Annotated in this window: 16 protein-coding genes; 9 read left to right on the top strand and 7 right to left on the bottom strand. The window is 59.3% G+C overall.

The genetic code is table 11. The features are described from left to right. Window positions 1-457: 457 nt before the first annotated feature. From H681_RS25715 to H681_RS09345, 3 genes are all read left to right on the top strand, one after another. Window positions 458-682 carry a DUF2188 domain-containing protein gene (locus H681_RS25715; protein ID WP_015476614.1) on the top strand — a complete coding sequence of 75 codons (225 nt, stop codon included), beginning with the start codon at window positions 458-460 and terminating at the stop codon, window positions 680-682. A gap of 168 nt (window positions 683-850) precedes the next feature. After that, complete coding sequence (locus H681_RS09350) at window positions 851-1,384, top strand: REP-associated tyrosine transposase (protein ID WP_015476613.1); 534 nt, start codon at window positions 851-853, stop codon at window positions 1,382-1,384. Between the two features lie 355 nt (window positions 1,385-1,739). After that, window positions 1,740-2,132 (top strand): hypothetical protein, encoded by a 393-nt coding sequence (locus H681_RS09345; RefSeq protein WP_015476612.1) that lies wholly within the window; start codon window positions 1,740-1,742, stop codon window positions 2,130-2,132. 307 nt (window positions 2,133-2,439) lie between these two features. On the opposite strand, the gene H681_RS26735 is transcribed toward H681_RS09345, so the two are convergent. From H681_RS26735 to H681_RS09325, 5 genes are all read right to left on the bottom strand, one after another. Further along, window positions 2,440-13,434 carry a calcium-binding protein gene (locus tag H681_RS26735; RefSeq protein ID WP_236620536.1) on the bottom strand — a complete coding sequence of 3,665 codons (10,995 nt, stop codon included), beginning with the start codon at window positions 13,432-13,434 and terminating at the stop codon, window positions 2,440-2,442. Window positions 13,435-13,439: 5 nt separating this feature from the next. Then, the gene (locus tag H681_RS26350) at window positions 13,440-13,871 is read right to left on the bottom strand and encodes a hypothetical protein (RefSeq protein WP_157883311.1); all 432 of its coding nucleotides are present in this window, start codon (window positions 13,869-13,871) and stop codon (window positions 13,440-13,442) included. A 278-nt stretch (window positions 13,872-14,149) separates the two neighbouring features. Then, window positions 14,150-15,391: a glycosyltransferase family 4 protein gene (locus tag H681_RS09335; RefSeq protein WP_015476610.1), complete on the bottom strand. Its 1,242-nt coding sequence runs from the start codon at window positions 15,389-15,391 to the stop codon at window positions 14,150-14,152. A gap of 34 nt (window positions 15,392-15,425) precedes the next feature. After that, a complete protein-coding gene (locus H681_RS09330; RefSeq protein ID WP_015476609.1) occupies window positions 15,426-16,841 on the bottom strand; it encodes an HlyD family type I secretion periplasmic adaptor subunit in 1,416 nt (471 codons plus the stop codon). Continuing rightward, entirely contained in the window at window positions 16,838-18,991 is a 2,154-nt protein-coding gene (locus H681_RS09325) for a type I secretion system permease/ATPase (protein WP_041711849.1), read from the bottom strand. The genes H681_RS09330 and H681_RS09325 overlap by 4 nt, the downstream gene beginning before the upstream one ends. Window positions 18,992-19,428: 437 nt before the next feature. Here H681_RS09325 and H681_RS09320 point away from each other — a divergent pair, with 437 nt between their 5' ends. The 3 genes from H681_RS09320 to H681_RS09310 all read left to right on the top strand — a co-directional run bounded on the left by H681_RS09320 (window position 19,429) and on the right by H681_RS09310 (window position 21,649). Next, the gene (locus H681_RS09320; RefSeq protein WP_015476606.1) at window positions 19,429-19,662 is read left to right on the top strand and encodes a hypothetical protein; all 234 of its coding nucleotides are present in this window, start codon (window positions 19,429-19,431) and stop codon (window positions 19,660-19,662) included. 80 nt (window positions 19,663-19,742) lie between these two features. Then, window positions 19,743-20,627 (top strand): LysR family transcriptional regulator, encoded by an 885-nt coding sequence (locus H681_RS09315; RefSeq protein WP_015476605.1) that lies wholly within the window; start codon window positions 19,743-19,745, stop codon window positions 20,625-20,627. Window positions 20,628-20,812: 185 nt separating this feature from the next. Beyond that, complete coding sequence (locus tag H681_RS09310) at window positions 20,813-21,649, top strand: bifunctional allantoicase/(S)-ureidoglycine aminohydrolase (RefSeq protein ID WP_015476604.1); 837 nt, start codon at window positions 20,813-20,815, stop codon at window positions 21,647-21,649. 331 nt (window positions 21,650-21,980) lie between these two features. Here the strand turns inward: H681_RS09310 and H681_RS09305 are convergent, their stop codons facing one another. Beyond that, window positions 21,981-22,829 (bottom strand): CAP domain-containing protein, encoded by an 849-nt coding sequence (locus H681_RS09305; RefSeq protein WP_015476603.1) that lies wholly within the window; start codon window positions 22,827-22,829, stop codon window positions 21,981-21,983. Between the two features lie 239 nt (window positions 22,830-23,068). Between H681_RS09305 and H681_RS09300 the strand changes: the two genes are divergently transcribed. Continuing rightward, window positions 23,069-24,511, top strand: coding sequence for a sensor domain-containing diguanylate cyclase (locus tag H681_RS09300; RefSeq protein WP_015476602.1), 1,443 nt, complete (start codon window positions 23,069-23,071; stop codon window positions 24,509-24,511). Window positions 24,512-24,518: 7 nt separating this feature from the next. Here the strand turns inward: H681_RS09300 and H681_RS09295 are convergent, their stop codons facing one another. Beyond that, window positions 24,519-24,818, bottom strand: coding sequence for a putative quinol monooxygenase (locus tag H681_RS09295; RefSeq protein ID WP_015476601.1), 300 nt, complete (start codon window positions 24,816-24,818; stop codon window positions 24,519-24,521). Between the two features lie 169 nt (window positions 24,819-24,987). Between H681_RS09295 and H681_RS09290 the strand changes: the two genes are divergently transcribed. Both H681_RS09290 and H681_RS09285 read left to right on the top strand, forming a co-directional pair. Further along, entirely contained in the window at window positions 24,988-25,578 is a 591-nt protein-coding gene (locus H681_RS09290) for an NAD(P)H-dependent oxidoreductase (RefSeq protein WP_015476600.1), read from the top strand. Window positions 25,579-25,805: 227 nt separating this feature from the next. Then, window positions 25,806-26,087 carry a peptidylprolyl isomerase gene (locus H681_RS09285; protein WP_015476599.1) on the top strand — a complete coding sequence of 94 codons (282 nt, stop codon included), beginning with the start codon at window positions 25,806-25,808 and terminating at the stop codon, window positions 26,085-26,087. Window positions 26,088-26,266 lie beyond the last annotated feature (179 nt).

Genomic DNA, 26,266 nt, shown 5'->3' with positions numbered 1-26,266 from the left:
TTCTTTAGAAATACGTAAGTAATATATGGCGCAGGGAAGCGCCAGCTGTCGAACGACAGTAAGCTTGCAGGACCTGAAAACAAGAAACCCCGGCATCCGCGCCAACGGATACCGGGGGTCTTGACCGTGTTCGTGAACTGAAGTCCGCCAACACGGGCCGCGACTGAAATTTGACATCAATCGCTTGGCATTTGGGCAAATGCGCCGGGTGATTATGGTCAAGGATCGGGCGGTGTCAACGACTTCTCGGATGAGAGGTATTCGCCATGAGCGGAACCCCCACCCCGCCGCCAGGCTTCAAGGCCGTGTTTTGCATGTCCTTCAAGCATTGGCGTAGCGGTAAAGAAGTACGCCGTAAAGACGGGCGCCCCTTCTGCTTCTTTGTGAAGCAGTAGGCAAGCCCACAGAGGCGACCCTCGTCGCCTCTGCTCCCCCATATCACCAAGAGGTAAAAATCATGTCTGGCAAAAATCAGCATGTAGTTCCACACGGCGACAACTGGGCAGTGCGTGGTGCAGGTAACGAGCGAGTCACGAAGCAGTTTGAGACTCAAAGGGAAGCCATCGACTATGCCCGTAACATTGCGGTGAATCAGCAAAGCGAGGTTCTGATTCACAACCAACAAGGGCAAATCCGTGAGCGCAACAGTTACGGAAATGACCCTTGCCCGCCAAAGGGGTAGTCACTTATCTCTAATCGACGCATAACCGCAACGCGGTTATGCGTCCTTTCAAGTCCGGGCCTCTATCTAATTTCAAGCTCCTACGCGGGGGCTGAGATTCATGTAGGGCGAATAACGCCCCGCGTTATCCGCCGCATTCCCAAGGTACCCTCAACACGGAGGGTCCTAATGCCAAACTATCGACGCGCGTGGGTGCAAGGTGGCACCTACTTCTTCACGGTTACGCTACGTGACCGCCGCTCAAACCTTTTGGTCCGAGAAATCGACCGGCTGCGCCGGGTAATCGCGCAGACCAAACTCAATCACCCCTTCCACATCGACGCCTGGGTCGTACTGCCCGAACACATGCATTGCCTGTGGACGCTGCCACCGGGAGACGCCGACTTCGCCACGCGCTGGAAGGTCATCAAATCCGGTTTCGCTCGGCGTATTCCTCAGGGAGAGTCTCGGAGCATCGAACAGCAGATACGGGGCCAACGCGGCATCTGGCAAGCTCGCTACTGGGAGCACCTGATCCGCGACAAAACGGATTACCAGCGGCACTTCGACTACATCCACATCAACCCGGTGAAACACGGCTGGGTTACGGCGGTGAAGGACTGGCCATATTCCACCTTTCACCGGGCGGTTGCAAAAGGCATTTACACCAACGATTGGGCGGGTGACCTCTTGCTGAATGTTCGCGCTGCGGAGCGACGGTGAGCCTGATGGTACGGTCATATGCGTACGCCGGAGCCAACGCTCTTGTAGGGCGAATAACGCGAAGCGTTATCCGCCGTTGTGCTTGAGCAGCGCGCCACAAACCTGAGCTACGGCGCTGCGGCAAGGAAATCGGCGGATAACTGCTTCGCAGTTATGCGCCCTACGGTTGACCGTACTCCGTGACGCCAATAGCTTTTCGGCCAGCGCCTAAGAAACGCTTCACGTAGCGGCAATACTGCTCCCGAAAGCAGCGGTGAACCCATTGAGGAAATGGATATGCCCTCCCCTCTTTGCCTTCACCCCAAAGGCGCTTCGCTGTGCCCGCCCTTTTCTCCCTCCTTCCCGGAGGTGCGCCATGTCTGAAGAGGTCCTGATCCCCACCGTTTTCACCCGCCACAAGCGCCAGCTGCGCGCCGTGCTGCTGGAAGACCAGTGCTGGTTCTGCGCCCACTACCTGGGTCGGCTGATCGGCTTTCCGCTGCTGGCCGAGCGCGTGGAGCGCAACCTGGACGACGACCAGTGCCGCCACGCCTGTATGCTCGACGGCAGCGGCGACTACCTGGATGAACTGCTGCTCAGCGAATCGGCGGTGTACGCTTCGCTGATCCATTACTTCAACCCGGAAAACCGCAGCATCCGCCAGTGGCTCTCGCTGCACGTCATCCCCGCCCTGCGCGACCAACACCCCATCAGCCTTGGCGAGCCGCGCCGGGAAATACTGCGGGGCCGACGAGCTTGTCGGTGTTGAAGTGGCAGGGGGTGGTCTGGGTGCCCTATCAGCAGTGGCCGGTATTGAGTCCTGGGCCGGAGGGCTCTTCGTAGGATGGTGTAGAGCGGAGCGAAACCCATCGTTCCGCGTAGTGGACGGGTCGCTGGCCCGGCCCACGATTTTGTTTGCTTCGGAGCGGGTGTGTATGTGCCGCTTCTGCATGTGCGTAATTGCATTCCACTTGACCAATCAATTGCATGGCATCTGACCATCGATTCTGAGACAGACCTCAGCCTGTAAAACAAATAGCCCGCCGGACGGCGGGCTATTTGCTGTTGCTCGGTAACTATTGCCAATTTGCGGCGATAACCACGTTCAACTGATCACGCTGTGTCTGCGTCAAGTTGAGCTCACCACCTGCTGGTGCACCGAAAGCAGCCATGGCATTGACCAGACTATCCACCTGATTCGCATACAGCGACGAACTACCTGCCTGGATCACGTCAAGCTGCTGGGCTGAGTTGGCATACCAGTCCTGGATGGTGATGCCGTCCTCTGAGCCCGTCACATCGATCACCAAGTCGTCACCATCACGCGACAGCCACAGCTCCTCGCGGACTATCCCTTCGATGCTCAGCACATCGGTGTCGATATCCGGGGTGCTGGACAGGTTGTTGATTACATCCTGACCGTCCCCGAGAGCAAACATGTAGGTGTCGCTCCCTGCTCCAGCGATTAGGTAATCGCTACCAGCGTTGCCACGCAGGGTATCGTTGCCTGCACCGCCGTCGATCATGTCGTCATCGGAGGAACCAAGGATGATCTGGTCACCGGCCTGTCCACTCAGCACGGTGCCGAAGGCACGTTCGTCAGGCAGGTTCTCGTAGACAGGCGAACCAACCGGATCAGGGTTGCTCAGGCCGAAGGCACCGAACAACTGGGCAGCCGTGAGTTGCCCTCCTGAGGCGAAGGTGATGGTGTTCACAACATAGTCGCCACCAAGGAACCAGTTGCGGATCGTCACTTTGTCGCTGCCACCGCTGACATTGAGCACCAGGTCATTACCGCTCTTCATCAGGCCGCTGGCGACCTGATTGAAGCTGATACCCTCGAAATGCAGCGTATCGGCACCACCACCACTGTTGTCGATCACATCCTGCCCACCACCAGCGGCGAAGATGTAGGTATCGACACCCCGGCCACCGACCAGCGTGTCGTTGCCCGCGCCGCCGTCCAGGATATCGTCACCGTTGCCGCCCTCCAGGCGGTCGTTTCCAGCATCCCCGAAGAGCACATCAGAACCGTTACCTCCCTGCAGCAGATCATTACCTGCTGTCCCGTCGAGCGTGGCATCATCGCCAGTTGACCCCTGGACGGTATCGTCGAAGGCCGCAATCGGGGTTGGCACAGGCAGGCCGAAAGCACCGAAAATCTGCGCCGATGTAAGTTGGCCACCGGTCTCGAAAGCGATGGTTTCGATCAGATTGTCATCGCCGAGGAAAAAGTCCTTCAACGTAACCTGATTGGCCGTACTGCCATTAACCCGCAAGACCAGGTCGTTGCCCGATTTCATCAGACCGGAGGCCACCTGACTGAAGGTGATGCCACCGGCGAACAAAAGGTTATCGGCGCCCCCCGTTTCCTCAATCACATCCTGGCCGGCGGTGTAGACATAGGTGTCGTCACCAACGCCACCCAGCAACCAGTCATTACCTGCGCCACCATTGAGGGTGTCCTGACCAGCACCACCAATCAGCACATCATTGGCTGCGGTTCCGGTGAGGACATCCTCACCACCAATCCCTGCAACTGGAGGCTGGCCGCCACCACCTGGATTGGTTCCGCCGTCACCTGGCTCACCGGTGCCGCCATCAGGCAGCGCAGTCAGCAGGCCGGCAATCTGAGCGGTGGTGATGTAACTACCACCATCGGGCTGAACGTAGTCGATGGCGAAATCTCCGCCAAGAAAGTGATCAGTAACTTTTACCTGCTGCTCAAGGTCGCCATCCACCAAAATCAGCAGATCGTCGCCTTCGCGATGGAAACTCAACCGAGTGCGCGCAATGCCTATAAAGAAGGCACCATCGAAACCGACGCCGGAGTTATCAATTACATCGACACCGCCGTTGGCACGGTAGTAGTACTTGTCATCACCTGCGCCGCCGGTTAGTTGATCATCGCCGTCCTCACCATCAAGCACGTCGTCGCCAATGCCACCGATCAGAATGTCATCACCCGAACCGCTCTGCGAGCCGTTGCCGCCGGACAGGTAATCATTGCCGTCACCGCCTTCAATCTGGTCATTACCGCCCATACCGAACACGGTGTCGTTACCAGCGAGGCCGCGCAACAAATCACGCGCTTGCCCGCCGGCCAGTTGCTCACCTGCAGCAGTACCTTCGACGAGAGCATCAAAACCAGCCGGCACATCCCCTGCAGCAACAATCTGAGCGATACGTGTAGCGGTAAGTGTCAGTCCACCATCGGGCTGCACATAGCTAATGGCTTTGTCACCACCGAGAAAGTGATCCAGCACCCGCACCGACTGCTCGGTATCCTCATCGACCAAGATCAGCAGGTCGTCGCCATCGCGGGTGAAGGTCAGGCGCGTTTCATCGATACCGCCGCTAAAGAACACCCCGTCATTCCCACCACCTGTGGTGTCGATGGTGTCGACCCCATCACCAGGCTTGTATACGTACTTGTCATCGCCAGTACCACCGAACAGTTGGTCATTGCCCGCACCGCCCATCAACTGGTCATTACCATCGCCACCATACAGCGTGTCATCACCAGCCTGGCCGTCGAGATAATCGCTATCTGCCTCCCCATACACGCGATCTTCACCGCTGCCAGCCCATACCTGATCATCGCCAGCGCCAACGTAGACCGTATCGTTCTGATCGCTACCATTGATGCTGTCGGCCGCGGCCGTACCACGGTACACAACGAGACTCTCAATCTCGCTCTGGCTCAGCTCGCTTCCATCGGCAAAATACAAACTGTTCAGTTTGAAGTGCTCGGTAGGCCCTCTAAACCAGTTTTGCACGAGTATCTGGTCACTACCGTTGGCGTGTGCGATAAGCAAATCAAAGCCTTGGCGAACGAAGCTCAGATCGGCCGCATCAATACCTTCGCCGAATAGCAATTCATCAAAGGAAGGAGCCACGTTGCCATAGGCTTGGTCTGGGCGGCGCTCAATTAACAGGTCGCTGCCATCGCCCAAGTTGAAGACGTAAGTGTCATTGCCGAACGAGCCATACAGCGTATCGTTGCCCGCACCGCCTTCCAAGACACTGGCCTGAGGATCCCAGGTATCGTCATACGCCACCAGCAGGTCATTGCCATCACCACCCTGCAGATCGCTACCACCAGTGCCAGTTATATGATCGTCGTCGTTACCGCCGATCAGAACACCACTACCCACGAGGGTATCGTGGCCATCCCCCCCATCAAGCAACCCCTCACCGTTTAACTTGTCGTTCCCCCCCAACCCCAAAAGTCTGTCGTATTGTGGGGCAAGGTCGAGAACATCGTCCTCTTCCGTACCGAACTGGGAGGAGGCCCGCATCAGGAGTTGCTCCTGAGACAAGACCGTACCATCCGAAAAGCGGACTGTCGGCAAAGAATCCAGATCATCCGAGCTATAGAGAACCAAGATGCTATCCAATGTCGTACGATGGGTAATCAGCAAACCTTCCCCATTTTTCTTAAACATCAGATCGTCGATAAACACCGTGCCATCGAACACAATGGCATCGTTAGCACTAATGGCCTCCGAGCCGAAGGCTCTATTGTCCAGCGTGTCATTGCCCCAGCCGAGCGAGAACAGGAATGTATCCGAGCCCGCGCCACCAACCAGATAATCGTTCCCCGCGCCGCCGATCAGTGTATCGCCCCCTCCCTGACCAGCCAGGTAGTCATTGCCAGCACCTGCGGATAGCACAGCACCGGCCTCATCCGCGATCAGTAGATCATCCATCTCTGTCGCGTCGCTAAACTCGACTCGCCCCACACCCGCCGCTAACGCATCACGATTCAGCAACGTGCCACTCGCAAGCCTGATTGAGTCGATCGTAGATTGGATCAACGAGCTGCTCTCGTTTTCATAAAATGCGGTAACCCTCAAGCTATCCGTGCTGTCCTGCAGACTGACCAGGATATCCGCCCCCTCACGGGTGAAACGCAAACGGCTGGCCTGAGTGCCTGCAGCGACCACAATGCTGGACAGGATGCTCTTGTCCTGCTCCCAGCCTGCAGCTGTTCGGGTGTGACTGGACATCACGGTGTCCTGGCCACTGCCCAGACCAAAGCCGAGAGTCAGAGACGAAGATCGCCCGGTCAAACGGATCAGATCATTACCGCTACCTCCCTCGACTCGAGCGGATGTCACACCATCCAACTCAATAAGATCCGCCCCGGACCCGCCGTCAATCTCCGCGTAGCCGCCAAAGGCGTAGATACGGTCGTCCCCATCTCCGCCGAAGAATCGATCTAATGTAGACGGGTACTCTAACCGGTTATACCGGTCGTACCGCAGGCTTACGCCATAAAGGATGTCATTGCCCGCACCGCCCTCGAGCAGGTTGCTCGAGTAGTTACCGTACAAGCTGTTGTCGCGATCGTCGCCAATCAGGTCAACCGAACCAAGCTTATCGCCGGCCTTGATGACTTCAATATTCGCCCACTGCTGCGCATGAAAAACCGTCGAGGTATCGCCTGCTCGCTCGCTCAGGTGCAACGTATCCGTGCCCTCGCCAGCTGCTTCGACCACAATGTCGTTCAAGCCAATCAGATACGTGTCGTCACCGCCCAATCCACTCAAACGGTTGACCGCACCGTTCTCGGCGCTGTTCAGGACATTGTCCAGCGCATTCCCTATGCCGTCGGTAGTGTCACCGCCGGTGAGCAGCAGGTTTTCCAGCATATCGCCCAACTGCCAGGACAACTGGGATTCGACGGTATCAATAGCATTGCCGCGCTCGATAATGACATCGCCCACATCGTCAACAACGTAGGTGTCCTCGATATTGCTGCCGAGCATGGTGTCAGCACCGGCACCGCCATCGATCCTGACTGAGCGAAGGATGCCAAACAAGTCAAAATCCGTGCCCGATAAGTCGATGCGATTGTTCAGGGCATTCCCTGTGTACTGAAAGCGAGCGTCGCCTGCAAAACCTCGGGACTCGATACTCTGCACATCAATCAGAGAGGTCACCCGCAGGTGTTCAACCTGCTCGGGCATATGCATGACAAAAGCATTGGTTTCGATACTGTCGACACCCTCACCGGCTCGCTCCTCAAGCGAAAAGGAAAGGCCAGCCATCAAGCTGAACAGATCCAGCCTCTGGTACTCACTATTATCGCGAATAACATAAGTATCATTGCCCGCACCGCCTGCATACGTGTTATATCCTTGCAGACCATCGAGACGATTATCGCCCGCATTACCACGCAGCACGTTGTCAGCGTTATTACCGGTGGCGTCAATTGACAAAATGCCAGTGAGCTGCAGGTTTTCTACATTGACCGGTAGCCGATAGCTGACCGAACTGAGAACTCCGTCGGTGCCGCCATTATCTAGTTCAACCACCTGATCTAGCGGGTTGTCGACCCGGAACTCATCATCGCCAGCACCACCTGTTTGCGTATCGGCCAAGCCCGTTACACTGCTTCCCGCCCGTAATCCCAGTTCGACATGACTCCAGACAGTGCCGTCGGCAAAGTGAACAGCAGTCTCTGCGTCACCCGGTTTGAAAAACTGCTCCAGCACCAAAAACTCACCCGAGCCGCGCAGCATCAACACCAAGGAGTCGTGCTCAAGCATTAGGTCAAATGGCGCACCGGTTCGCACCAGTTGAATATCGTCCGGGGTGAGACCCGATGCCAATTCAACCCGGTTGAGACCCTCCAGATCTGTTACGCGATCATTACCGGAGCCCAGGCCAAAGGTGTAGCGGTCGTTACCGGCGCCACCCAACAACCAATCATTGCCGGCCTCGCCATCCAACTGATCATCCAGCGCACCGCCTAATAGGCGATCGTTACCGGCGCCTCCGCGCAGCGTATTCGCAGCGTTGGCCAACCCATAGATCACCTCATCCCCCGCTCCGCCTGTGAGGGCCATGCGTAATAGATCCGCCGCCGACCACGTCACCCCAGGTTCGGCCTCGAATCGGACTAAGGCAATGGGGGCAGACGCCCCTTGGTCCCGCAGTTGATCCTCCAAGCGCACCACACTGTAAGCCCCGGTGTTACCGGGTCGGTACAGCAGTCGCAGAGTAGCGCTTTGCTGGTCGCGTACGACACGCACATCCTGCGCTCGCAGGCCGCCCCCTACAATCAGTTGGTTGCCACCGTCCGGGTCGACAATCCGAGTGATCGTTGCCCGCGAATCCGTTGCAAACACCTCATAAGTATCAACCCCCACACCCCCAGCCAAATAATCATTGCCCGTACCGCCAGCCAACCAGTCATCGCCAGCTTCACCTTCAAGGTGATCGTCACCGGCACCGCCTAGCAGTCGATCATTGCCATCGCCACCAAAGATCGAGTCATTGCCAGCCAGTGCATCAAACTGATCGTCGCCAGCACCTAGCATTAGCTGATCAGCCTGCTCGGTGGCCAACCCCTGCACGCCCTCATAAAGCGGCGGACTCAGACGGTCAAACACCTGCCCATCGGCGAACTCCAGAGTCTCCTTTCCTTGGTTGCTGAAGAAGCCGGTGATTTGCAGGCGATCACTCTGGTCAAACCACACCAGCAGATTATCGTCGTGACGGATAAACCGTGCATCGGCATGGGCCAGGCCCACGCCGAAAACAATACGATCCACCTCGCCAGCCAATGCACCCTGGTTATCAACTGTGTCGCGGCCAAAGCCGGCGTTGAATAGATAGGTATCGTCGCCTCGACCACCCTCCAGAGTTTCATTCCCAACCCCTGATTCGAGAAGATCATTACCCGCCAAGGCCTCGACCCTCCGGTCTTGTGCACTGCCGGCAATCAGGTCATGCGTCTGCGTGCCTCTTACCAATAAGTCGCTAACTTCAACATGAATACCGCTATCCAGTACCTGCTGCCAACTCACCTCCGCCCCATCGCTGAACACCACTCGATCGAAGGGCCGGGGCAACTCCGTCACCCCCGAAGCCTCGAAAAGGATGGCATCACCCCCGACACCAATCGACAGAACATAGGAATCGTTGCCAGTTTTACTCAGCCGCAAATCGCTCAGGGCAATACCTTCGCCCAGACGCAGGGTATTCTCTCCGGTGCGCCCTGGACTGTCGGCAGTCTCAGTAATCAATGTATCGCGCCCATCTCCAGCGGAAAACAGCAGGGCTCCACCCCCGCTTGCTAATAGGGCAAGATTGTCGTCGCCCTGTCCGCCAGAGATCGTTGCACCACCGCCAGCCCCTCTAACTGTCAAGGTATCGTCCGCAGCACCACCGTAAACAGCACCAGCACCGGTGGTATCAGTGCGAACCACGCGCGTTAGCAACGCCTCACCTAGCAAACGATCCAGGCTCACTTGGCCATCGCTGAATTGGAACTCCAGTGAGGCACCACTCAACCCCCTATCCACCTGCACCTGGTGTTCGGCACCGACCTGCAACACAAGATTGCCGCCACCACCATCGCGCACACCCAGGTTTTCGCGTGCGATATCGAGCAAGTGCACACGCGAGTGGCCGTCAGAGTCGTCAATGCGGCTCATCAGCCCCTCCGAAACCTGCATGTCACTCAGCGTCAGCAGGTAGAGGTCATCGCCAGCCCCACCGAGCAGCACATCGCGCCCGCCACCACCTTGCAAAGTGTCATTACCAGCACCTCCGAGCATCACGTCATCGCCCAGGCCGCCGTTCAGACTGTCATCGCCCTCGCCACCCTCCAGGCGATCATTCCCGTCACCGCCCAGCAAGGTGTCGTTATCATCTCCGCCAAAGAGAAAATCCGCATCGGCACCGCCATCCAGGTGGTCATTGCCGTTGCCACCCAACAACGAGTCATTGCCGGCGCCACCGAGCAGCGTGTCATTTCCGGTTACCTGCGATACGCCGTCAGAGGCATAATCATCATCGCCACTGAGCCAGTCGTTACCATTACCACCTAGCAGTACATCGTCGCCGCCATCACCATATAAGGTGTCGTCGCCCTCGCCGCCATCAAGATAGTCAGCACCGTGCGTGGTCGGTATTGACTTGTCGCCATTACTATCTCCGAACATTTTGTCGTTGTCCGCGCCACCGTGAAGCGTGTCGTCTCCACCCAGGCCGAACAGAACATCATCTTGCGCGCCACCATCGAGATAGTCGTTACCGTGATACTCACGCGGTGTCGAGCGATCATCACCAAACAGGTTGTCCTCTCCCTCTCCCCCAAAGAGGCGATCATGGCCACCATTGCCATACAGCAGATCGTTACCCTGGCCGCCAATCAGCAGGTCGTTGCCATGCTCGTCCCCCAGCACTCTGCGCAGGTAAGGCACGCCGGTCTCCACGTCGTAGCCGTCGCCCATCAAGGTGTCGTTATTCTCACCACCGATCAGAGTGTCGTTACCCACATCACCCATCAAATAATCATCACCGGCATTACCTTCGACGTAGTCATGCCCTCTGTCGCTGTACACCAGATCATTTCCCGCGCCGGCCATGATCACATCGTCGCCGCCATTATCATTGGTCAGCGGAGTCCATACCGATGCTGGTATCAGCGCGTAGCGATGAATGTCATCACCCACCGCACCCGCCCCAAACTGGAAAGAACGGCGGGCATCCACGCCCGAACTGATGCCATCGCTGTAGATAACATCATCGTCGTCGCCTGCGGAGATGGTGTCCGCACCAGAGCCGCCGAAAATCCCGTCCATCCCGCCCGAGCCGACGAGCAGGTCATTACCGGTTCCACCGTCCAGCCAGTCGCCGGTGATGCCGCCCTGTACCAGCGGAGTATTGGCCGGCCCTTGCGACTGCTCGGTAAAGGCATGGATGACATCATTACCGGCCCCACCAAATAGCGTGTCGCTGCCCGCGCCACCGATCAACGTATCGTGTCCCTCGAGTACAGAGGCTGGGTCATAGTTGATCCGATCAGCACCCTCAAGGCCTAGAATGCGGTCATCCCCGGTAGTGCCGTCCAGGCTATCCGAGTCGACGGTACCGGTAATCACAGAGGTGGCTGGTGGCAGTTGTGGCGGTGTGTAGTCCTCGAGCTCCAACCCAAGTGCGCTAGGTTGGTAGTCACGAATCAGAATGCTGTCGTTCTGCCCATACAACACCAGCAGGTCGCTGCCGGAGAACAGGAACTTGACCTTGCCGTCTTGGCTGTGCCAACTGTCGGTGCCAGGCGCCAAACGTTGCGCTAAGGTGTAGTGCACCTCGTCGATCCACAACTCGCCCAGCCCACCGGCATCGATCAGTATGTCGTGACCATCACCAGTAGCGAACTCGTATTGATCATTGCCGTTACCGCCGACCAGCGTGTCGTTATCCTTACCGCCAAACAGCCTATCGTCGCCGCTGCCGCCTTCGAGGTAGTCGTTGCCGGCTTCGCCTTTGAGAGTGTCGTTGCCAGCGCCTCCGTAGAGGCGATCACTCTCTCCAGCACCCTCAATTGAATCTGCCACTTGACTACCAAATACAACCTGATGGTCATGTAGCGTAATTCCATTACCGTCAATCGCTAAGGTTAAGGGAGCGCCTCCCGGCAAACGTCTAGAAAGATCGACAAAATCCCAGTTCCCCTCAACTTGGCTGGTATCCCAATTGTCGTTATACGGTTTAGGCCCGTCATGAGGAGCATCATCTTCGTCCTGAGCCCCTTGGTCGAATAGAATTTTCCAAGTCAGCATCGCTGCCCTGTCTTGAAGGTATGACTCCGTCATACTTCCTTTCCCCGTTTCCGGATCGTAAAGATCCAACGAACCGTCCAGATTATGTCGGTCATAAGCAATATCGGTAACAACAAATGGATTCAGCTCCCGCAGAGCAAATCGCCAGGCGATATCTTCCTTCGCATGCGCAACTATCTGTTCACGCGTGATACCGGCATTCAACGTTAAACGTTCGCCGTTCAAATCCTCAGGCAAGGGAGTGAAGATTGTGGACGTCGCTCCAAACAGCAAATTGCTGAGCTTGTCCATAAGATCCGACTTGCCGTTGTCATCGCGATCATGCAGGAGCTGATAAAACTCTATTGCACCTTCGCCGCCAAATATCCCACCAATCAGCGCAGCCCCAAACAACGCGGCGGCGGCCACAGGAGCTGAAACAGTAGCCCCAACTCCGGCCATGATGCCCAATACGATACCGGCAACCGCTGTAGCGATCGCTGCCCCCAACTCAGCGCCAGCAGCATCGATAGCCCAAAGTTTCATAATTTCTTTGGCGCCTTCCGAATCACCCGCGGCTTCCGCTTCAGAGGCCTGCACGGCTGCTAAGGTGAATCCCAGCAAAGCTCCCGCGACAGGAAGTTTATTAAAGATACGGGAGCCAATATTGAGCTTGAGCTCTGGTGAGCTCCAAGCCTTTGCACCCAATTCAAAAGAGGCGCGCTGTTCAGGAGTAAGGTTTTGAAGATGCTCCGTCCAAGCTGTAAATTTGTTCGGATCCTTAAGCTGCTCCGCAAGAGACTCAGGCGTTAACTTTAGATATTCCGACACACCTCCAGATGTAAGGCCACTAAAATACACTTGCTGCAGGGAGTTGGCAGATATGAAGTGTTTGACACGATCCAACCCCACCCTATCCCGCATTTCCACCAGTTCGATTCTGGGAATGCCATCAATTTCTGAGACATTAGGGTTATCCAACAGTGCCGGAAGTTCATTAGTGACAAAGACACTAATATCAGAAATATTCGTCGGCGCGACAATGCGGAAACTGCCTACAGCTTCAGTGACATAGCTTTTTGATGCTATATCCCAAAAAGAATCAGAGCTTACACGAGGTCCGTTTGCATCCACACCATCCTTACCATATAAAACAAACTGAAATTTTTTATTCAGCGCATCGACTTGATCTTGCGTGACCGGACTCGCATAGGGATCACCCAGCACCTCAAATTTAATAGCCTTCCTTAAGGCCCCCATGAATTCTTCACTGTTAAGCAATTTCCCAACGTCGCTTTCAGTGACATCAAGACATCCAGCCAACTTAAGCGTCCTTGCAACCTCTGATGCATACGTGCCGTCAGGCATTTGACCTGAATACAGAAGATAGGTACTTTGATTATTCGCGCCACTTACACTACCGGTAACCGATCTCACGAGATCAAAGAGATCAGCAGTAGTATGACCACCTGAAGTAAGTGCGGCTTTTGCTTGTTCGAGAGAAACCATCACGATCAAGCCCCCTCTTTAAAGATAGGGGAAATAGCAAACTCAGGATTGCCGAACTGATTCAATGGGCCGCTACCGCTTTCACCATAAACAGCGAAAGCTGCTGTGACCGCCCCCTTAAATCCTGATGGTAGGCTGCTAAGTGAAATTGAAGAATCATTAAAGCGCACTTCCCCCCCAAACCAACCGACCAAATAAAATTTGTAAAGCTCCCCTTTGAAATAAAAATAATATGTGCGATTTTCTCCATCCTCACGCATTACACGAGGCGCCCTCAATAAATAGCAGTCTTTCTCTTTATCGACTGCCCAGGCATCCGCGAATAGTTGATGATTCTTCGCATAGACTAGAGTGTCGTAATCCAGAGAAGCGCGCTCAGCGTCATTAATCACTCGGACCTGTTCAACAGAAGTAATCCTTTCCAACACAAAGCTCATATTGCTCTCCTCGAGAAATAGAAAAACGGCGTCAAACCCACCCTAAAAAACAAGCCAAAGCAAATAAATTTGCATGCATTCAAAAGCCCCGGCGAGGCATAAAATTACTGTTCTAATCAATGGCGAGTAGCTCGATCATACTTAAAGCCATCCCCCCCTGTATCTAATGCTGGTATAGACTCCAACTCCGCGCCTTCTATAATTCTGTAATTTCTATATCAGTCATTTCTCTAGTCGAAATCTTTAAAGTATGTGCACTGATCAAAATGCCTGTTTTATTACATGGCTTCGGCTTCGCTCTGGGCATATTTGACAGGCTCCTTTTTTCCGGCCATTGTCCTGATATAGCGCTGATTGCCTTGCTTAATGGCATACTCCTGCGCCTTGCTCCACGCGCCATGCCTTAATTGATGAAACTTCCGTGGCTGTTCCAGTACATTTAACAATCGCTCGCTTAGTCCTCTGACATCGAAGAAGTCCACCAACAACCCGTTCTCACCATCCCGAATGACTTCCCGCACCGGCGCCGTATCAGAAGCAATCACCTGGCAGCCGCAAGCCATCGCTTCCAGCAGCGACCAGGACAATACGAAGGGATAGGTCAGGTAGATATGCGCGGCGGACACCTGCAAGGCCGTGCGATAGGTGACGTAGTCAACCTTGCCGAGAAAATGCACCCGATTCGGATCGACCGGGTTCTCTCGTAACAGCTTGGTACGCCAGTTGGGGGCATCATGGGGTTTGCTGCCGTAGCTCACGTCATCGCCACCGATGACCACCACCTGGCAGGAGGGATGAGCCGCCAACACACCAGGCAAGGCCCGCATGAACTGGTGAAAGCCACGATACGGCTCCAGATTGCGTGCCACGTAGGTCACCACCGGGTCGCCAGCCTTCAGTTGCTGACCATTGGGCAACCTGAGCACGGCATTGGGATCAGGACCGAGATTGGCGGTATCGATACCCTCATGAATGACCTTGATCTTGTCCTGGTAAGCGGCGGGATGCAGGCTGTGTTGCCAGTGGGTCGGGGTAATAGCTGCGTCGCAGTTCTCCAGATTGAGCAGGTGCAGTGCGTTGCGGCTGTGGATGCTCGCGGCGCCATTCAGGGTCAGCGGAAACTCGGGATCGAAGCCTGCATCCGCTCCATCGGTGCGGTAGTAGTACTCGCAGAAATGGATCAGCTTGCTATCTGGAAAGGCTTGCTTGGCATAGAGGGTTTCACCCCAGCCGGGGTGAGCGACGATCACATCCGGGCGGTAGCCTTTGGCCTTGAGGTCGAGCAGCAGGCGAAGCACCTGCTGACCATGCAACACGCCCTCCTCGAAGGTGCGCGCGTAGGGATGGGTGTCCTTGCTGGCCGGGCGGTGTGGGCGGTAACGATACAGGCGTATCCCCGCCAGGCCCGGCGCGTGTTCACGACCGATAGCACATACATTGACGTCAGGTTGCCGGGCCAAGTGTGCAGCAATATGGCGAAACTGGCCAGGAAAGTTCTGGTGGATAAAAAGCACATTCATGTGCAACCCTCCTTGGGCTCCTGTGGACGGACTGTCAGCGCTCTGCCAGGCTTTCGTCCACGTATTGCTGCAACGGGCTGAGGAAGTAATCGATCACCTTGCGCTTGTCGGTCTTCACCTCTGCCCTGATCGACATCCCGGGCGACAATGCTACCTGTTGGCTACCCACCACAATGCTGTTCTCCTTGAGCTGAATGCGCGTGCTGTACACCAGCCCCAGACGCTCATCCTCGATGGCGTCGTCGGAGATGCTCACGACCGTACCGTGCACCACGCCGTACTTGGTGAAGGTGAAGGTATCGACCTTGACCTCCACCTCCTGACCTGGGCGCACGAAGCCGATGTCCTTGTTCTCCAGCATGGCCTCGACTTCCACCGGCTGATTGCTGGGCACGATGACCATCAGTGGCTGGGCTTCGGTCACCACGCCGCCCGCGGTGTGGATCGCCAGCTGTTGGACGGTGCCGTCCACCGGCGCGGTGAGGTGCATCAGGCGGTTGCGTTGTTCGGCCTTGCTCAGTTCCTGTTGCAGGCCAGCGGCACGCTGTTCGGATTCATGCAGGAGGTCGAGCATCGCCCGGCGGGTCTGTGCCAGTACGCTCTGGCGGCGGCTTTCGGCCTGTTGCTTGGCCGCCTGCAGCTCCAGTACGCGCGCCTGTTGTACGGCCAGCTCGCGCTCCTGATCCAGGCGCTGCTGTTCCTTCTCCATATAGGCGTGCTTGGCGACATAGGCCTTGTCGAGCAGACGCTTGTAGTCTGCTGCCAGCTGTCGGGCGATGGGCAAGGATTCCTGCAGCTTGGCCACCCAGGCGCGGGCGGCCTGAATCTCCGCCGTGCGCTGAGCGATCTCGGCATCGCTTTGCTGCAGGGTGCTCTGCAGTTCCAGGTACTGGCCCCGCAACCAGATCTGTGCCGAGCGCTGTTGGGCTTCGCTGGCTTGCGCGATGCGGCTGGCCAAGGAGGCGGGTTCTCGGCCTTCCTCGATGGCATCAAGCAGGGCACCGGCCCGGGCGCTGTCGACCTGGGCCGCCAGCAGGTCGCTCTTCAAGCGCTGGACGTCAGCACCGGTGATCTGGGTGTCCAGTTCGACCAGCAGCTCTCCAGCTTTCACGCGCTGCCCGTCGTAAACATGGATGGCCTTGACCACCGCCACTTCACTGGGCTGGATGACCTTGCTCTTGCCGCTGGGCACGATCTTGCCGGTGGCGGTGGCGACCACGTCGATCTCACCGATGCAGGCCCAGAGCAGCGCAATCACGGCGAATGCGATGATCGTCCACTGAATGATCCGTGGTGCGGGGTGGACGGGAGCCTCCTGCAGCGCCAGGGCGGCGGGCAGGAAGTGCACTTCGTGGTTCAGCCGCAGCGGTGCATCCATCGTCCGGCGGTTACGCCAGGAGTGGCGCCAGGCCTGGCGGTAGCGGTTGATCAGCTCGCGCTTGGCACTCATGCGGCACCGCCTTGCTGCAGGCGATGCAGACGGGAATAGTGGCCGGCCTGATGGGTGAGCAGTTCGGCATGGCTGCCCTGCTCGACGATCTGCCCGCGATCCATCACCAGGATGCGGTTGGCGTCGCGCACCGCACTCAGGCGGTGAGCGATGATGATCACCGTGCGGCCCTTGCAGATGGCCTGCATGTTCTGCTGGATGATGCGTTCGGACTCGTAGTCCAGCGCGCTGGTGGCCTCGTCGAAAATGAGGATGCGCGGGTTGCCAATCAGAGCGCGGGCGATGGCGATGCGTTGCCGTTGGCCGCCGGAGAGCGAAGCACCGTGCTCACCAACCACGGTGTCGTAGCCTTCTGGCAGTTCCAGGATGAATTCATGAGCACCGGCCATCTTGGCCGCTTGCATCACCTGTTCGATGGGTGCGCCCGGATCGGTCAGCGCGATGTTCTCGCGGATGCTGCGGGCGAACAGCATGTTGTCCTGCAGCACTACGCCGATCTGCCGACGCAGGGAGGAGACGTCGGCCAGGGCCAGGTCCATACCGTCGACCAGCACCCGGCCACGCTCAGGCGTATAAAGACGCTGCAGCAGTCGAGTGAGGGTGCTCTTGCCAGAGCCGGAGCGGCCGACCACACCGATCACTTCGCCAGCCTGAATGTGCAAGCTGATGCCACGCAGAATCTCCGAGCCATCCGGGCGGTAGCGGAAGTGCACCTGATCGAACTCGATCTGCCCTTTCAGGGGCGGCAGCGCGCTACGGGTGGCCTGGGACAGTTCGGTGCGGGTATTGAGGATGTCGCCCAGGCGCTGCACCGAGACGCCGGTCTGCTGGAAGTTGGTCCACAGCTGGGCCAGGCGCATGATCGGCTGTGAGACCCGCCCGGCCAGCATGTTGAAAGCGATCAACTGGCCGACCGTCAGGTCACCCTCGATCACCAGGCGCGCGCCCAGCCAGAGCGTGGCCACGGTGACCAGCTTGCCGATGAAACCAACACTTTCATTGGCCAGCATGGAAAGGTTCTGCGTCTTGAAACTCGCAGCCACATAACCGGCCAGTTGGTTGTCCCACTTGCGGTTGATCTGCGGTTCCACCGCCATGGCCTTGAGGGTATCGATGCCGTTGACCGTCTCCACCAGAAAGGCCTGGTTTTCCGCGCCCCGGGAGAAGCTCTCGTTGAGGCGCGCGCGCAAGACCGGGGTGATCAGCAGAGACACCAGGAAATACAGCGGCAGCGACAGAATCACCACCAGGGTCAGCCAGCCGCTGTAGTAGAACATCACCGCGATGAACACCACGGAGAACAGCACGTCGAGGATCAGCGTGATGGCATTGCCGGTGAGAAAGCTGCGGATGTTCTCCAGTTCACGTACCCGCGCCACCGAGTCCCCCACCCGACGGGCCTGGAAATACGCCAGCGGCAGGGTCACCAGATGGCGGAACAGCTTCGACCCCAGCTCCACGTCGATGCGGCTCGCGGTATGGGCGAACACATAGCTGCGCAAGCCCGACAGCAGGGTCTCGAAGATCATGATGCCGAGCAGGCCGATGGCGATCACATCCAGGGTCGACAGGCCACGGTGCACCAGCACCTTGTCCATCACCACCTGAAAGAACAGCGGCGTGAGCAGCGCGAAGATCTGCAGCACGAACGACACCAGCAGCACTTCGCCCAGCAGCTTGCGGTACTTGACGATGGCCGGAATGAACCAGGTGAAGTCGAAACGTGACAGCTCGCCAGACAGGGAGGCCTCGGAGCGGATCAGAATCAGTTCACCGGTCCAACGCGCCTCCAGTGCCTCAAGGCTCAGAACCTCGGGACGCTGAGCCTGCGGGTCATGGATGAGGGCTTTGCCATCATCGAGGCGAGCGATGATGAAGTAATGGCCTTCATGATCGGCAGCAATGGCAGGGAGTGGAGTGGTATCCAGGCGGCGCAGCGAGCTGTGCACAGACTTGGCCTTGAGGCCCAGCTTCTTGGCAGAAAGAAGAAGTTCGGCACGACCGAAACGCTGGTCATCCTCGGCAAACTCATGAGCGAGTTGCTCAGGGGAGGCTGCCACATTATGAAAGCGCGCCAGCATGACCAAGGTCGCGAGACCTGTATCGATCACTGGCGCGGCGTCAGCCCGCGAAGAGCGCTCATCAGCCATCGGTTCATCCCTGAAACGCATTGAGAGTACGCAAGGCCGACATCCAACGGCTTGCAGGCAAAGACTTGCAACGACGCCAGAAAAGACGTCCTCTCCAACACGGTCAAATCACCGGTATAGAGCGTGTGATATGAATCTCAAAAGCTTTCTCAGCCACTTACTACAAAATATGTCGGCGCGATGAATGAACAAGCCCCTTTGATTACCCCTGCTGGTGCCGAATCCTCGCTGACGATCACCGTAGGACTTGGTAACGTTCTTACGCAGCTAGCTTAGCTCCCCCTGAATGCCAACACCCTTGGGGGCTCAGCCATAGTCAGTTCAATGGCGTGCTTGAGATCAAGCAAGCACAACATCGAGCCAACACCGTAGAACCCACACAAGAGCGCCGAAGCCTGATCTACGCTCAGTGCTGTGCGACGCACAGGAGCGATGCGATGAGCACCGATGACAAGCTGAACCTCGACGAACTCACCCTGATCCCCCTGGAGCCCGCAGAGGCGGCGCCGGCTACGCCTGCCAAGCCGAAGGTCCAGGTCGATACCCGTCACGGGAAGGAGCGGCGCAGCGGCACCGACCGGCGCCAGAGCATCCGTTTCGAGGAGGACCGACGCAAGGGTGACCGGCGCGCGGGGTCGGGAGATCCCTGGTCGAAGTTCACCACCCACTGATCATGGCCCGTCAGGGATGATTGCCGGGTTGCGGGCGAGCTGTTAAAAACGGAATCGACATTCAGAAAGCCGATACCGCCATGAGCGAAAGTGAAAAATCGAATACCCGCCTGTTCGACCTAGACCTGCTCCGGGCCATCGTCACGGTGGCCGACTGCGGCAGCTTCACCACGGCCGCCACGCGCCTGCACTCCACCCAGTCCACCATCAGCCAGAAGATCCGCCGCCTGGAAGAGATGGCCGGCCATCGCCTGCTGGAGCGCGGCAACCGCGATGTGCTGCCCACCGACGCCGGGGAAACGCTGCTGGGTTATGCGCGGCGCCTGCTGGCGCTGAACGACGAGATGGTCGAGGCGCTGTCCGGCGCCACGGTGGCGCTGACGGTGCGCATCGGCGTGCCGGATGACTTCGCCAGCGGCCGCACCACCGAGCAGCTGGCGGCCTTCAACCGGCGCTATCCACAGGTGAAGCTGGAGGTCACCAGCGGCCTGAGCCGTGACATCTCCGCCAGCTACGACCGGGGTGAGCTGGACCTGGTGCTGCTCAAGCAACGGCAGAATGCCCGCGAGGCGGTGGCCTGCTGGCCGGAGAAGACGCGCTGGGTGGACAGCGCCCGCAATCCCTGCATCGAGCTGGACCCGCTGCCCATCGTCACCTTCCCGCCGCGCGGGGTGTACCGCGACGAGATGATCGCCGCGCTGGAGGCCGTGGGTCGGCGCTGGCATATCAGTTTCACCAGTTCGAGCCTCTCCGGCATCCAGTCGGCCATCGCCGACGGCATGGGCATCGGCCTGCTGCCGCAGCGGGCGGTGACGGCGGAGCACGCGGTGTTGCCGAAGAACACCGGCCTGCCCTCGGTGGATGTATTCGAGGTGGCGCTGCTGCACCGCCCGGCGGCGGACCCGAAGGTGAAGGAGCTCGCCCGCGTGCTGTCGCGGGTTCTGGCCCAGGACACGCAGGGCTGAGCGGTGCGACTCTAACATTTAAAAAATGAATATAGCGGATTCCAACATTTAATTTGTGCATGAACCCGCCGCTGGATATCGTGGTTTCCAGCGACGGACAGCGCCCCGGTGGCGCACCGCTCCGCACGAATTGTTCGACTCGGCGCCAGGCGCCGGGCAGCAAGACAACAATGAGGAATCGTCCTATGGCCAAAACCAGCTATTACGCGCCGCACGGCGGGCACCCGGCACAGACCGAGCTGCTCACCGACCGCGCGATGTTCACCGAAGCCTATGCCGTGATCCCCAAGGGCGTGATGCGTGACATCGTCACCAGCCACCTGCCCTTCTGGGACAACATGCGCATGTGGGTCATCGCCCGCCCGCTGTCCGGCTTTGCCGAGACCTTCTCCCAGTACATCGTCGAGCTGGCCCCCAACGGCGGCAGCGACAAGCCGGAGCAGGACGTCAACGCCGAGGCCGTGCTGTTCGTGGTCGAAGGTGAGCTGACCCTGACCCTGCAGGGCCAGGTGCACAACCTGCAGCCGGGCGGCTATGCCTTCATTCCGCCGGGCGCCGACTGGAAACTCCGCAACACCTCCGACCAGCACTCGCGCTTCCACTGGATCCGCAAGCACTACCAGAAGGTCGACGGCGTACCGCTGCCGGAAGCCTTCGTCACCAACGAGCAGGACATCGAGCCGAAGGTGATGCCGGATACCGAAGGCCGCTGGAGCACCACTCGCTTCGTGGACATGAGCGACATGCGTCATGACATGCACGTCAACATCGTCAACTTCGAGCCGGGCGGCGTGATTCCGTTCGCCGAAACCCACGTCATGGAACACGGCCTGTACGTGCTGGAAGGCAAGGCGGTCTACCGTCTGAACCAGGACTGGGTCGAGGTGGAAGCCGGCGACTTCATGTGGCTGCGCGCCTTCTGCCCGCAGGCTTGCTACTCCGGTGGCCCGGGTCGCTTCCGCTACCTGCTGTACAAGGATGTGAACCGTCATATGCGCCTGACCCTGAACCAAGCGCACTAAGCGTATGGTTCGGGCGGGAAGTCTCTTCGACTACCGCAGCGACAAACGAAAAACCGGCGCCCAGGCGCCGGTTTTTCTTTGAGCGGCATTCGGGGATGGAGCGACCTGGGCTTTCGACAGCACCGCAGGATGGCGTGGAGCGATGTCCATCGAAGGTGGGCGGCGACGCTGATGAGTATTGCAAAACCCCCATCCTATGAGGGCCTGATGCACGGAGCTGGCTGGCTCTCGTAGGAGCGGAGCTTCTCCGCGATGGCCGGCAGGCCGGCCGCCTTTCGGCGGGTTCGCGAGCAAGCTCGCTCCTACAGGGGGAGCGGGTCGGTCTGAATGCTTACTGTGCTCCGAACATCGCCGTCCAGTAGATGCCGGCGTCGCTCTTCGGGTCGGCGGCGTAGGCAGCGCCCAGTTCGCGGAACTGCGGGTTCATCAGGTTGGCGCAATGGCCGGGGCTGGATAGCCAGCTGTCCACGACCTTGCGGGCGTTGCCCTGCCCGGCGGCGATGTTCTCGCCGATCTGCTGGAAGCTGTAGCCGCCCAGTTCGGCGCGATCGCCCGGGGTGCTGCCGTCGCGGCCCTTGTGGTCGAAGTAGTTGTTGTTGGCCATGTCGCGACTATGGCCTTCGGCGATGGTGCCGAGGGTGGCGTTCCAGCTCAGCGCGGGGGCGTTGCCGAAGTTCTGTCCGCCGCATTGGCGGGCCTGGCCACGGGCGGCGTTGATGGCCTGCAGCAGTTGCTGGCCTTCGGCCTCCCAGGTGCCGAGCTTGCCTTGCAGCAGCGGGCGGCCAAGCAGGATGCGCCAGTCGTCGCCTTCGTGGCTCACGCCGACGTCGACGAACTGCGGGTCGAGCAGTACCTGGCAGAAACTTTCCTGCAAGGCTTTCATCGCCGCGTTTGCATCGCGCGGGCCGGTGAGGCTGAGCATGCGCACGCTGCTCATGGGGTAGCCGGTCTGGTTCAGCGCGGTCTTCCAGTCGCCGGCGCCGGCGGGAATCGCCAGGCGCTGCTCCACCGCCAGCGGCGGGAGGATCTGCGAGGCGCTGCCGGCGCAGGACTGTACCTCGCCGCGATAGGTGTTGATGGCGGCGACCAGTTGCTCCTGCTCGGCGGCGACAGCGAAGGTGGCGGACAGCAGCCCCAGCGACACCAGCAGGCTACGCGGAATGAAAGACGTGGCACCCATGCGGGACTCCCTTGGCGAAATGGCGTACATGATGCGTGATTCTCTGGCGTTTGGCTGCGCTGGCAAGCGATCCGGGGCGCGTCAGGCCCTTTGCGGCCCAAACGACGGGTATTTCCCAGGGCGGCCTGATCTATGGCAAGGGTTTGATTGACTTCAATTGCACGCCCTCCGGAGCATCGGACAATGGAAGAAACCGAACGTTTTCCGAACAGGCTCCGAACGAGGCGCGAGGTGCTGCTGTGTTCTACCCGCGACGGATTTTCTTCATTACCTTCCTGCTGGCGGTGGCTGCGTCGCTGCTGGCCGGCTGGCACATGCTGCAGATGAGGCAGGATGCGCTGGCCTATGCCCATGCCAGCGGCAAGAACACCCTGATACTGGTGGAGCGGGATCTTCACCGCGACCTGGATGTGCACAAGCAGACACTGCAGACCCTCGCCAACGTCATCGCCGGCTCGGCCACCCCCGAACTGTCCCGCCAGGTGCTGCAGGAACTGGTGCAGGGGCACGTCGCCAGCTCCATGATGGCGGGCACGCTGGTGGTGACCGATGCGAACGGCCACTTGCTGGTGGACCTCAACCACGTCAGCGAAACGCACAAGGACCTGTCCCGGCGCGAGTACTTCAGAGTCCCGCGCGCCAACCCTTCGCGCCTGTTCCTGAGCCACCCCTTCATGCCCCCCTATCCGGATCCTTCGCCCAGCATCGCGCTCAGCCGCGCCGTGCAGGACAAGGACGGCAAAGTCCTCGGCGTGGTCGCGGCGATCAAGGAACTGCGGCATCTGGAGACCTTCGTTCGCGAACTGGACCTGGGCAAGCGCGGAGTGGTGTCGATCCGGCTGCTCGATGGCACGGTCCTGGCCCGGTGGCCGTCGGCGCCAACGTACGAGCGCGAGGATGAGGGCAGGATGTTCCGCAACTTCGTCGCCAGCGGCGAGAAAGAGTCCTTCCGCCAGCACCCCAAGGGCTCGGGCGCCTACTGGCGTGGCTATCGGCGCGTCGGCGACTACCCAGTGACGGTGTCGGTCGAGTTGTACCGGGAGGAAATCTTCCAGACCTGGGCCGAGCGCACCTGGATCACCAGCGGCCTGTTGCTGGCGATCAACGGCGCGACCCTGTTCTTCGCCTACCGCCTGAGCCGTCACTTGCGCCGCCGCGACACCAAGGAAAACCGCCTGCGCACCGAAGCCAGCACCGACCCGCTGACCGGCCTGCACAACCGGCGCTGGTTCGACGAGAAGGCAAAACTCGAATGGCAGCGCCGTCGCGGCGGCGACGGGCACCTGGCGGTGCTGATGCTGGATATCGACCAGTTCAAGGCCTACAACGACCACTATGGCCACCCGCGCGGCGACCTGGCGCTGATCAACGTGGCACACCTGGTCGGCCAGGGCTGCCGCCGCGCGGACGACGGCGCGGCACGCTACGGCGGCGAGGAGTTCGTAGTGATCCTCCCCGGTTGCAACACCGCCGACGCCGAGCGCGTGGCCGAATCGATCCGCAGCGCCCTGGAGGACACCGCCCTGCCCCACGCGAAAGGCGAGCGCGGCGTGGTGACCGTCAGTGTCGGCGTGGCGAGCACGTCGGACACCCCGGCGGACAGCGTCGAAGCGCTGATCGCTGCGGCGGACGCGAACCTCTACAAGGCCAAGGCGACGGGACGCAACCGGGTGGTGGCGTGAGCGCGGCTCAGGGCGCCAACGGCGCCATCACCTCGACGTCCTGGATGTCGAAATCGCGGCGCAGGTAATCCATGCGCCGCTCGTGGAACTCGCGCATGTGTGGCAGCGCGATGTGCACGGCCAGGTGCTCGCGGCTCTGCCAGACCTCGAAGAAGGTGAACAGGGTCGGATCATGGGCGTCGCGCAGCATGTGGTACTGGAGGCAGCCGCTCTCGGCGCGGCTCGGTGCGAGGTAGGCGCGGAACAGGTTCTCGAAGGCTTCGGCTTTCTCTGGACGGGTATGGGCTTGGAGGATGAAGGCGTACATGCAACTGGGCTCCGGGTAGGCGGAAAGAATTGCCTTATCCTGACGCAAATCAATTCCCACAATTCGTGAGTTTCACGCACGTATCCTTTGCCCCGGAATGGGTTTTTCCCCTGCTGCCCGGTCGCTATCCTGCCGCCATCCAGAATGTGCCACTTCGAGAGTCCCTTTCATGAAAAAGATCCTGCTGATCAATGGCGGCAAGCAATTCGCCCATTCCGACGGCCGCTACAACGCGACCCTGCACGAAGCGGCGCTGGCCTACCTCGACCATGCCGGCTGCGACGTGAAGGAAACCTTCGTCGATGGCGGCTACGACATTGCCGAGGAAGTCCAGAAGATCCTCTGGGCCGACGTGGTGATCTACCAGATGCCCGGCTGGTGGATGGGCGCGCCCTGGACGGTGAAGCAGTACATCGACGAGGTGTTCACCGCCGGCCACGGCAGCCTCTACGCCAACGACGGCCGCACCCGTTCCGACGCCTCGCAGAAATACGGCAGCGGCGGCCTGCTGCAGGGCAAGCAGTACATGATCTCGGCCACCTGGAACGCGCCGCAGCAGGCCTTCGACGACCCGACCGATTTCTTCGAGGGCAAGGGCGTGGACGCGGTGTACTTCCCCTTCCACAAGGCCAACCAGTTCCTCGGCATGAGCCCGCTGCCGACCTTCCTCTGCGTGGACGTGATGAAGCGCCCGGACATCGAGGGCGATGTGAAGCGTTACCAGCAGCACCTGGCCAAGGTGTTCGGCACCCGGGACTGAGAAACCGCGCCCTGTAGGGGCGAGCCTGCTGGCGAACGGATTTACCGGCGGCTCCGGTGCCGGGCTGGTCGCGGGCGGAGCCCGCTCCTACGAGAGCAGGTTCGCCTCGCGCCAACTCGCCAGGATGTACGCCCTCGGAGAGGCTTCGCCGCGCCAACGGGCATTGGGTTCCAGCCGCGAATCAGCTAGGCTTCGCCCTTTCCTACCGCCTGTTCAGGAGTTACCTCATGGCTCGTGCATCCGCCCGTCACATCCTGGTTTCCAGCGAAGCCAAGTGCAATGAACTCAAAGCTGCCATCGAAGGCGGCGCCGATTTCGCCCAGGTGGCCCGCGACAACTCCACCTGCCCGTCCGGCCGCAGCGGCGGTGACCTGGGCACTTTCCGTCCTGGCCAGATGGTTCGCGAGTTCGACCAGGTCGTATTCAGCGCGCCGCTGAACGTCGTGCAGGGTCCGGTGAAGACCCAGTTCGGCTACCACCTGGTGGAAGTGACCAGCCGCGAAGACTGATCCGCTTCGTCCGCGCCGCGCCCGTCGATGGGCCCGGCGCCTCCCCTCATGCCGGCTCGCCCCGGCACTTGCATCACCTATATCGAGCCGCACACCGGCGGCACCAGGCGCTTGCCACGCCGGTCACCGGGGTACGCCGAACATGTCGGCGGCAGAGCAACATCCTCGGGTTGAGCGGC

Source organism: Pseudomonas sp. ATCC 13867, from assembly GCF_000349845.1.
Lineage (GTDB): Bacteria > Pseudomonadota > Gammaproteobacteria > Pseudomonadales > Pseudomonadaceae > Pseudomonas.
Note: the sequence above shows the minus strand (reverse complement) of the source record. Positions and strands in the feature narration are given on the sequence as shown.

Bases quoted from the DNA above. Each gene is read 5' to 3' on its own strand.
- H681_RS25715 (WP_015476614.1), top strand. From the start codon at position 458: ATGTCTGGCAAAAATCAGCATGTAGTTCCACACGGCGACAACTGGGCA.
- H681_RS09350 (WP_015476613.1), top strand. From the start codon at position 851: ATGCCAAACTATCGACGCGCGTGGGTGCAAGGTGGCACCTACTTCTTC.
- H681_RS09345 (WP_015476612.1), top strand. From the start codon at position 1,740: ATGTCTGAAGAGGTCCTGATCCCCACCGTTTTCACCCGCCACAAGCGC.
- H681_RS26735 (WP_236620536.1), bottom strand. From the start codon at position 13,434: ATGGTTTCTCTCGAACAAGCAAAAGCCGCACTTACTTCAGGTGGTCAT.
- H681_RS26350 (WP_157883311.1), bottom strand. From the start codon at position 13,871: ATGAGCTTTGTGTTGGAAAGGATTACTTCTGTTGAACAGGTCCGAGTG.
- H681_RS09335 (WP_015476610.1), bottom strand. From the start codon at position 15,391: ATGAATGTGCTTTTTATCCACCAGAACTTTCCTGGCCAGTTTCGCCAT.
- H681_RS09330 (WP_015476609.1), bottom strand. From the start codon at position 16,841: ATGAGTGCCAAGCGCGAGCTGATCAACCGCTACCGCCAGGCCTGGCGC.
- H681_RS09325 (WP_041711849.1), bottom strand. From the start codon at position 18,991: ATGGCTGATGAGCGCTCTTCGCGGGCTGACGCCGCGCCAGTGATCGAT.
- H681_RS09320 (WP_015476606.1), top strand. From the start codon at position 19,429: ATGAGCACCGATGACAAGCTGAACCTCGACGAACTCACCCTGATCCCC.
- H681_RS09315 (WP_015476605.1), top strand. From the start codon at position 19,743: ATGAGCGAAAGTGAAAAATCGAATACCCGCCTGTTCGACCTAGACCTG.
- H681_RS09310 (WP_015476604.1), top strand. From the start codon at position 20,813: ATGGCCAAAACCAGCTATTACGCGCCGCACGGCGGGCACCCGGCACAG.
- H681_RS09305 (WP_015476603.1), bottom strand. From the start codon at position 22,829: ATGGGTGCCACGTCTTTCATTCCGCGTAGCCTGCTGGTGTCGCTGGGG.
- H681_RS09295 (WP_015476601.1), bottom strand. From the start codon at position 24,818: ATGTACGCCTTCATCCTCCAAGCCCATACCCGTCCAGAGAAAGCCGAA.
- H681_RS09290 (WP_015476600.1), top strand. From the start codon at position 24,988: ATGAAAAAGATCCTGCTGATCAATGGCGGCAAGCAATTCGCCCATTCC.
- H681_RS09285 (WP_015476599.1), top strand. From the start codon at position 25,806: ATGGCTCGTGCATCCGCCCGTCACATCCTGGTTTCCAGCGAAGCCAAG.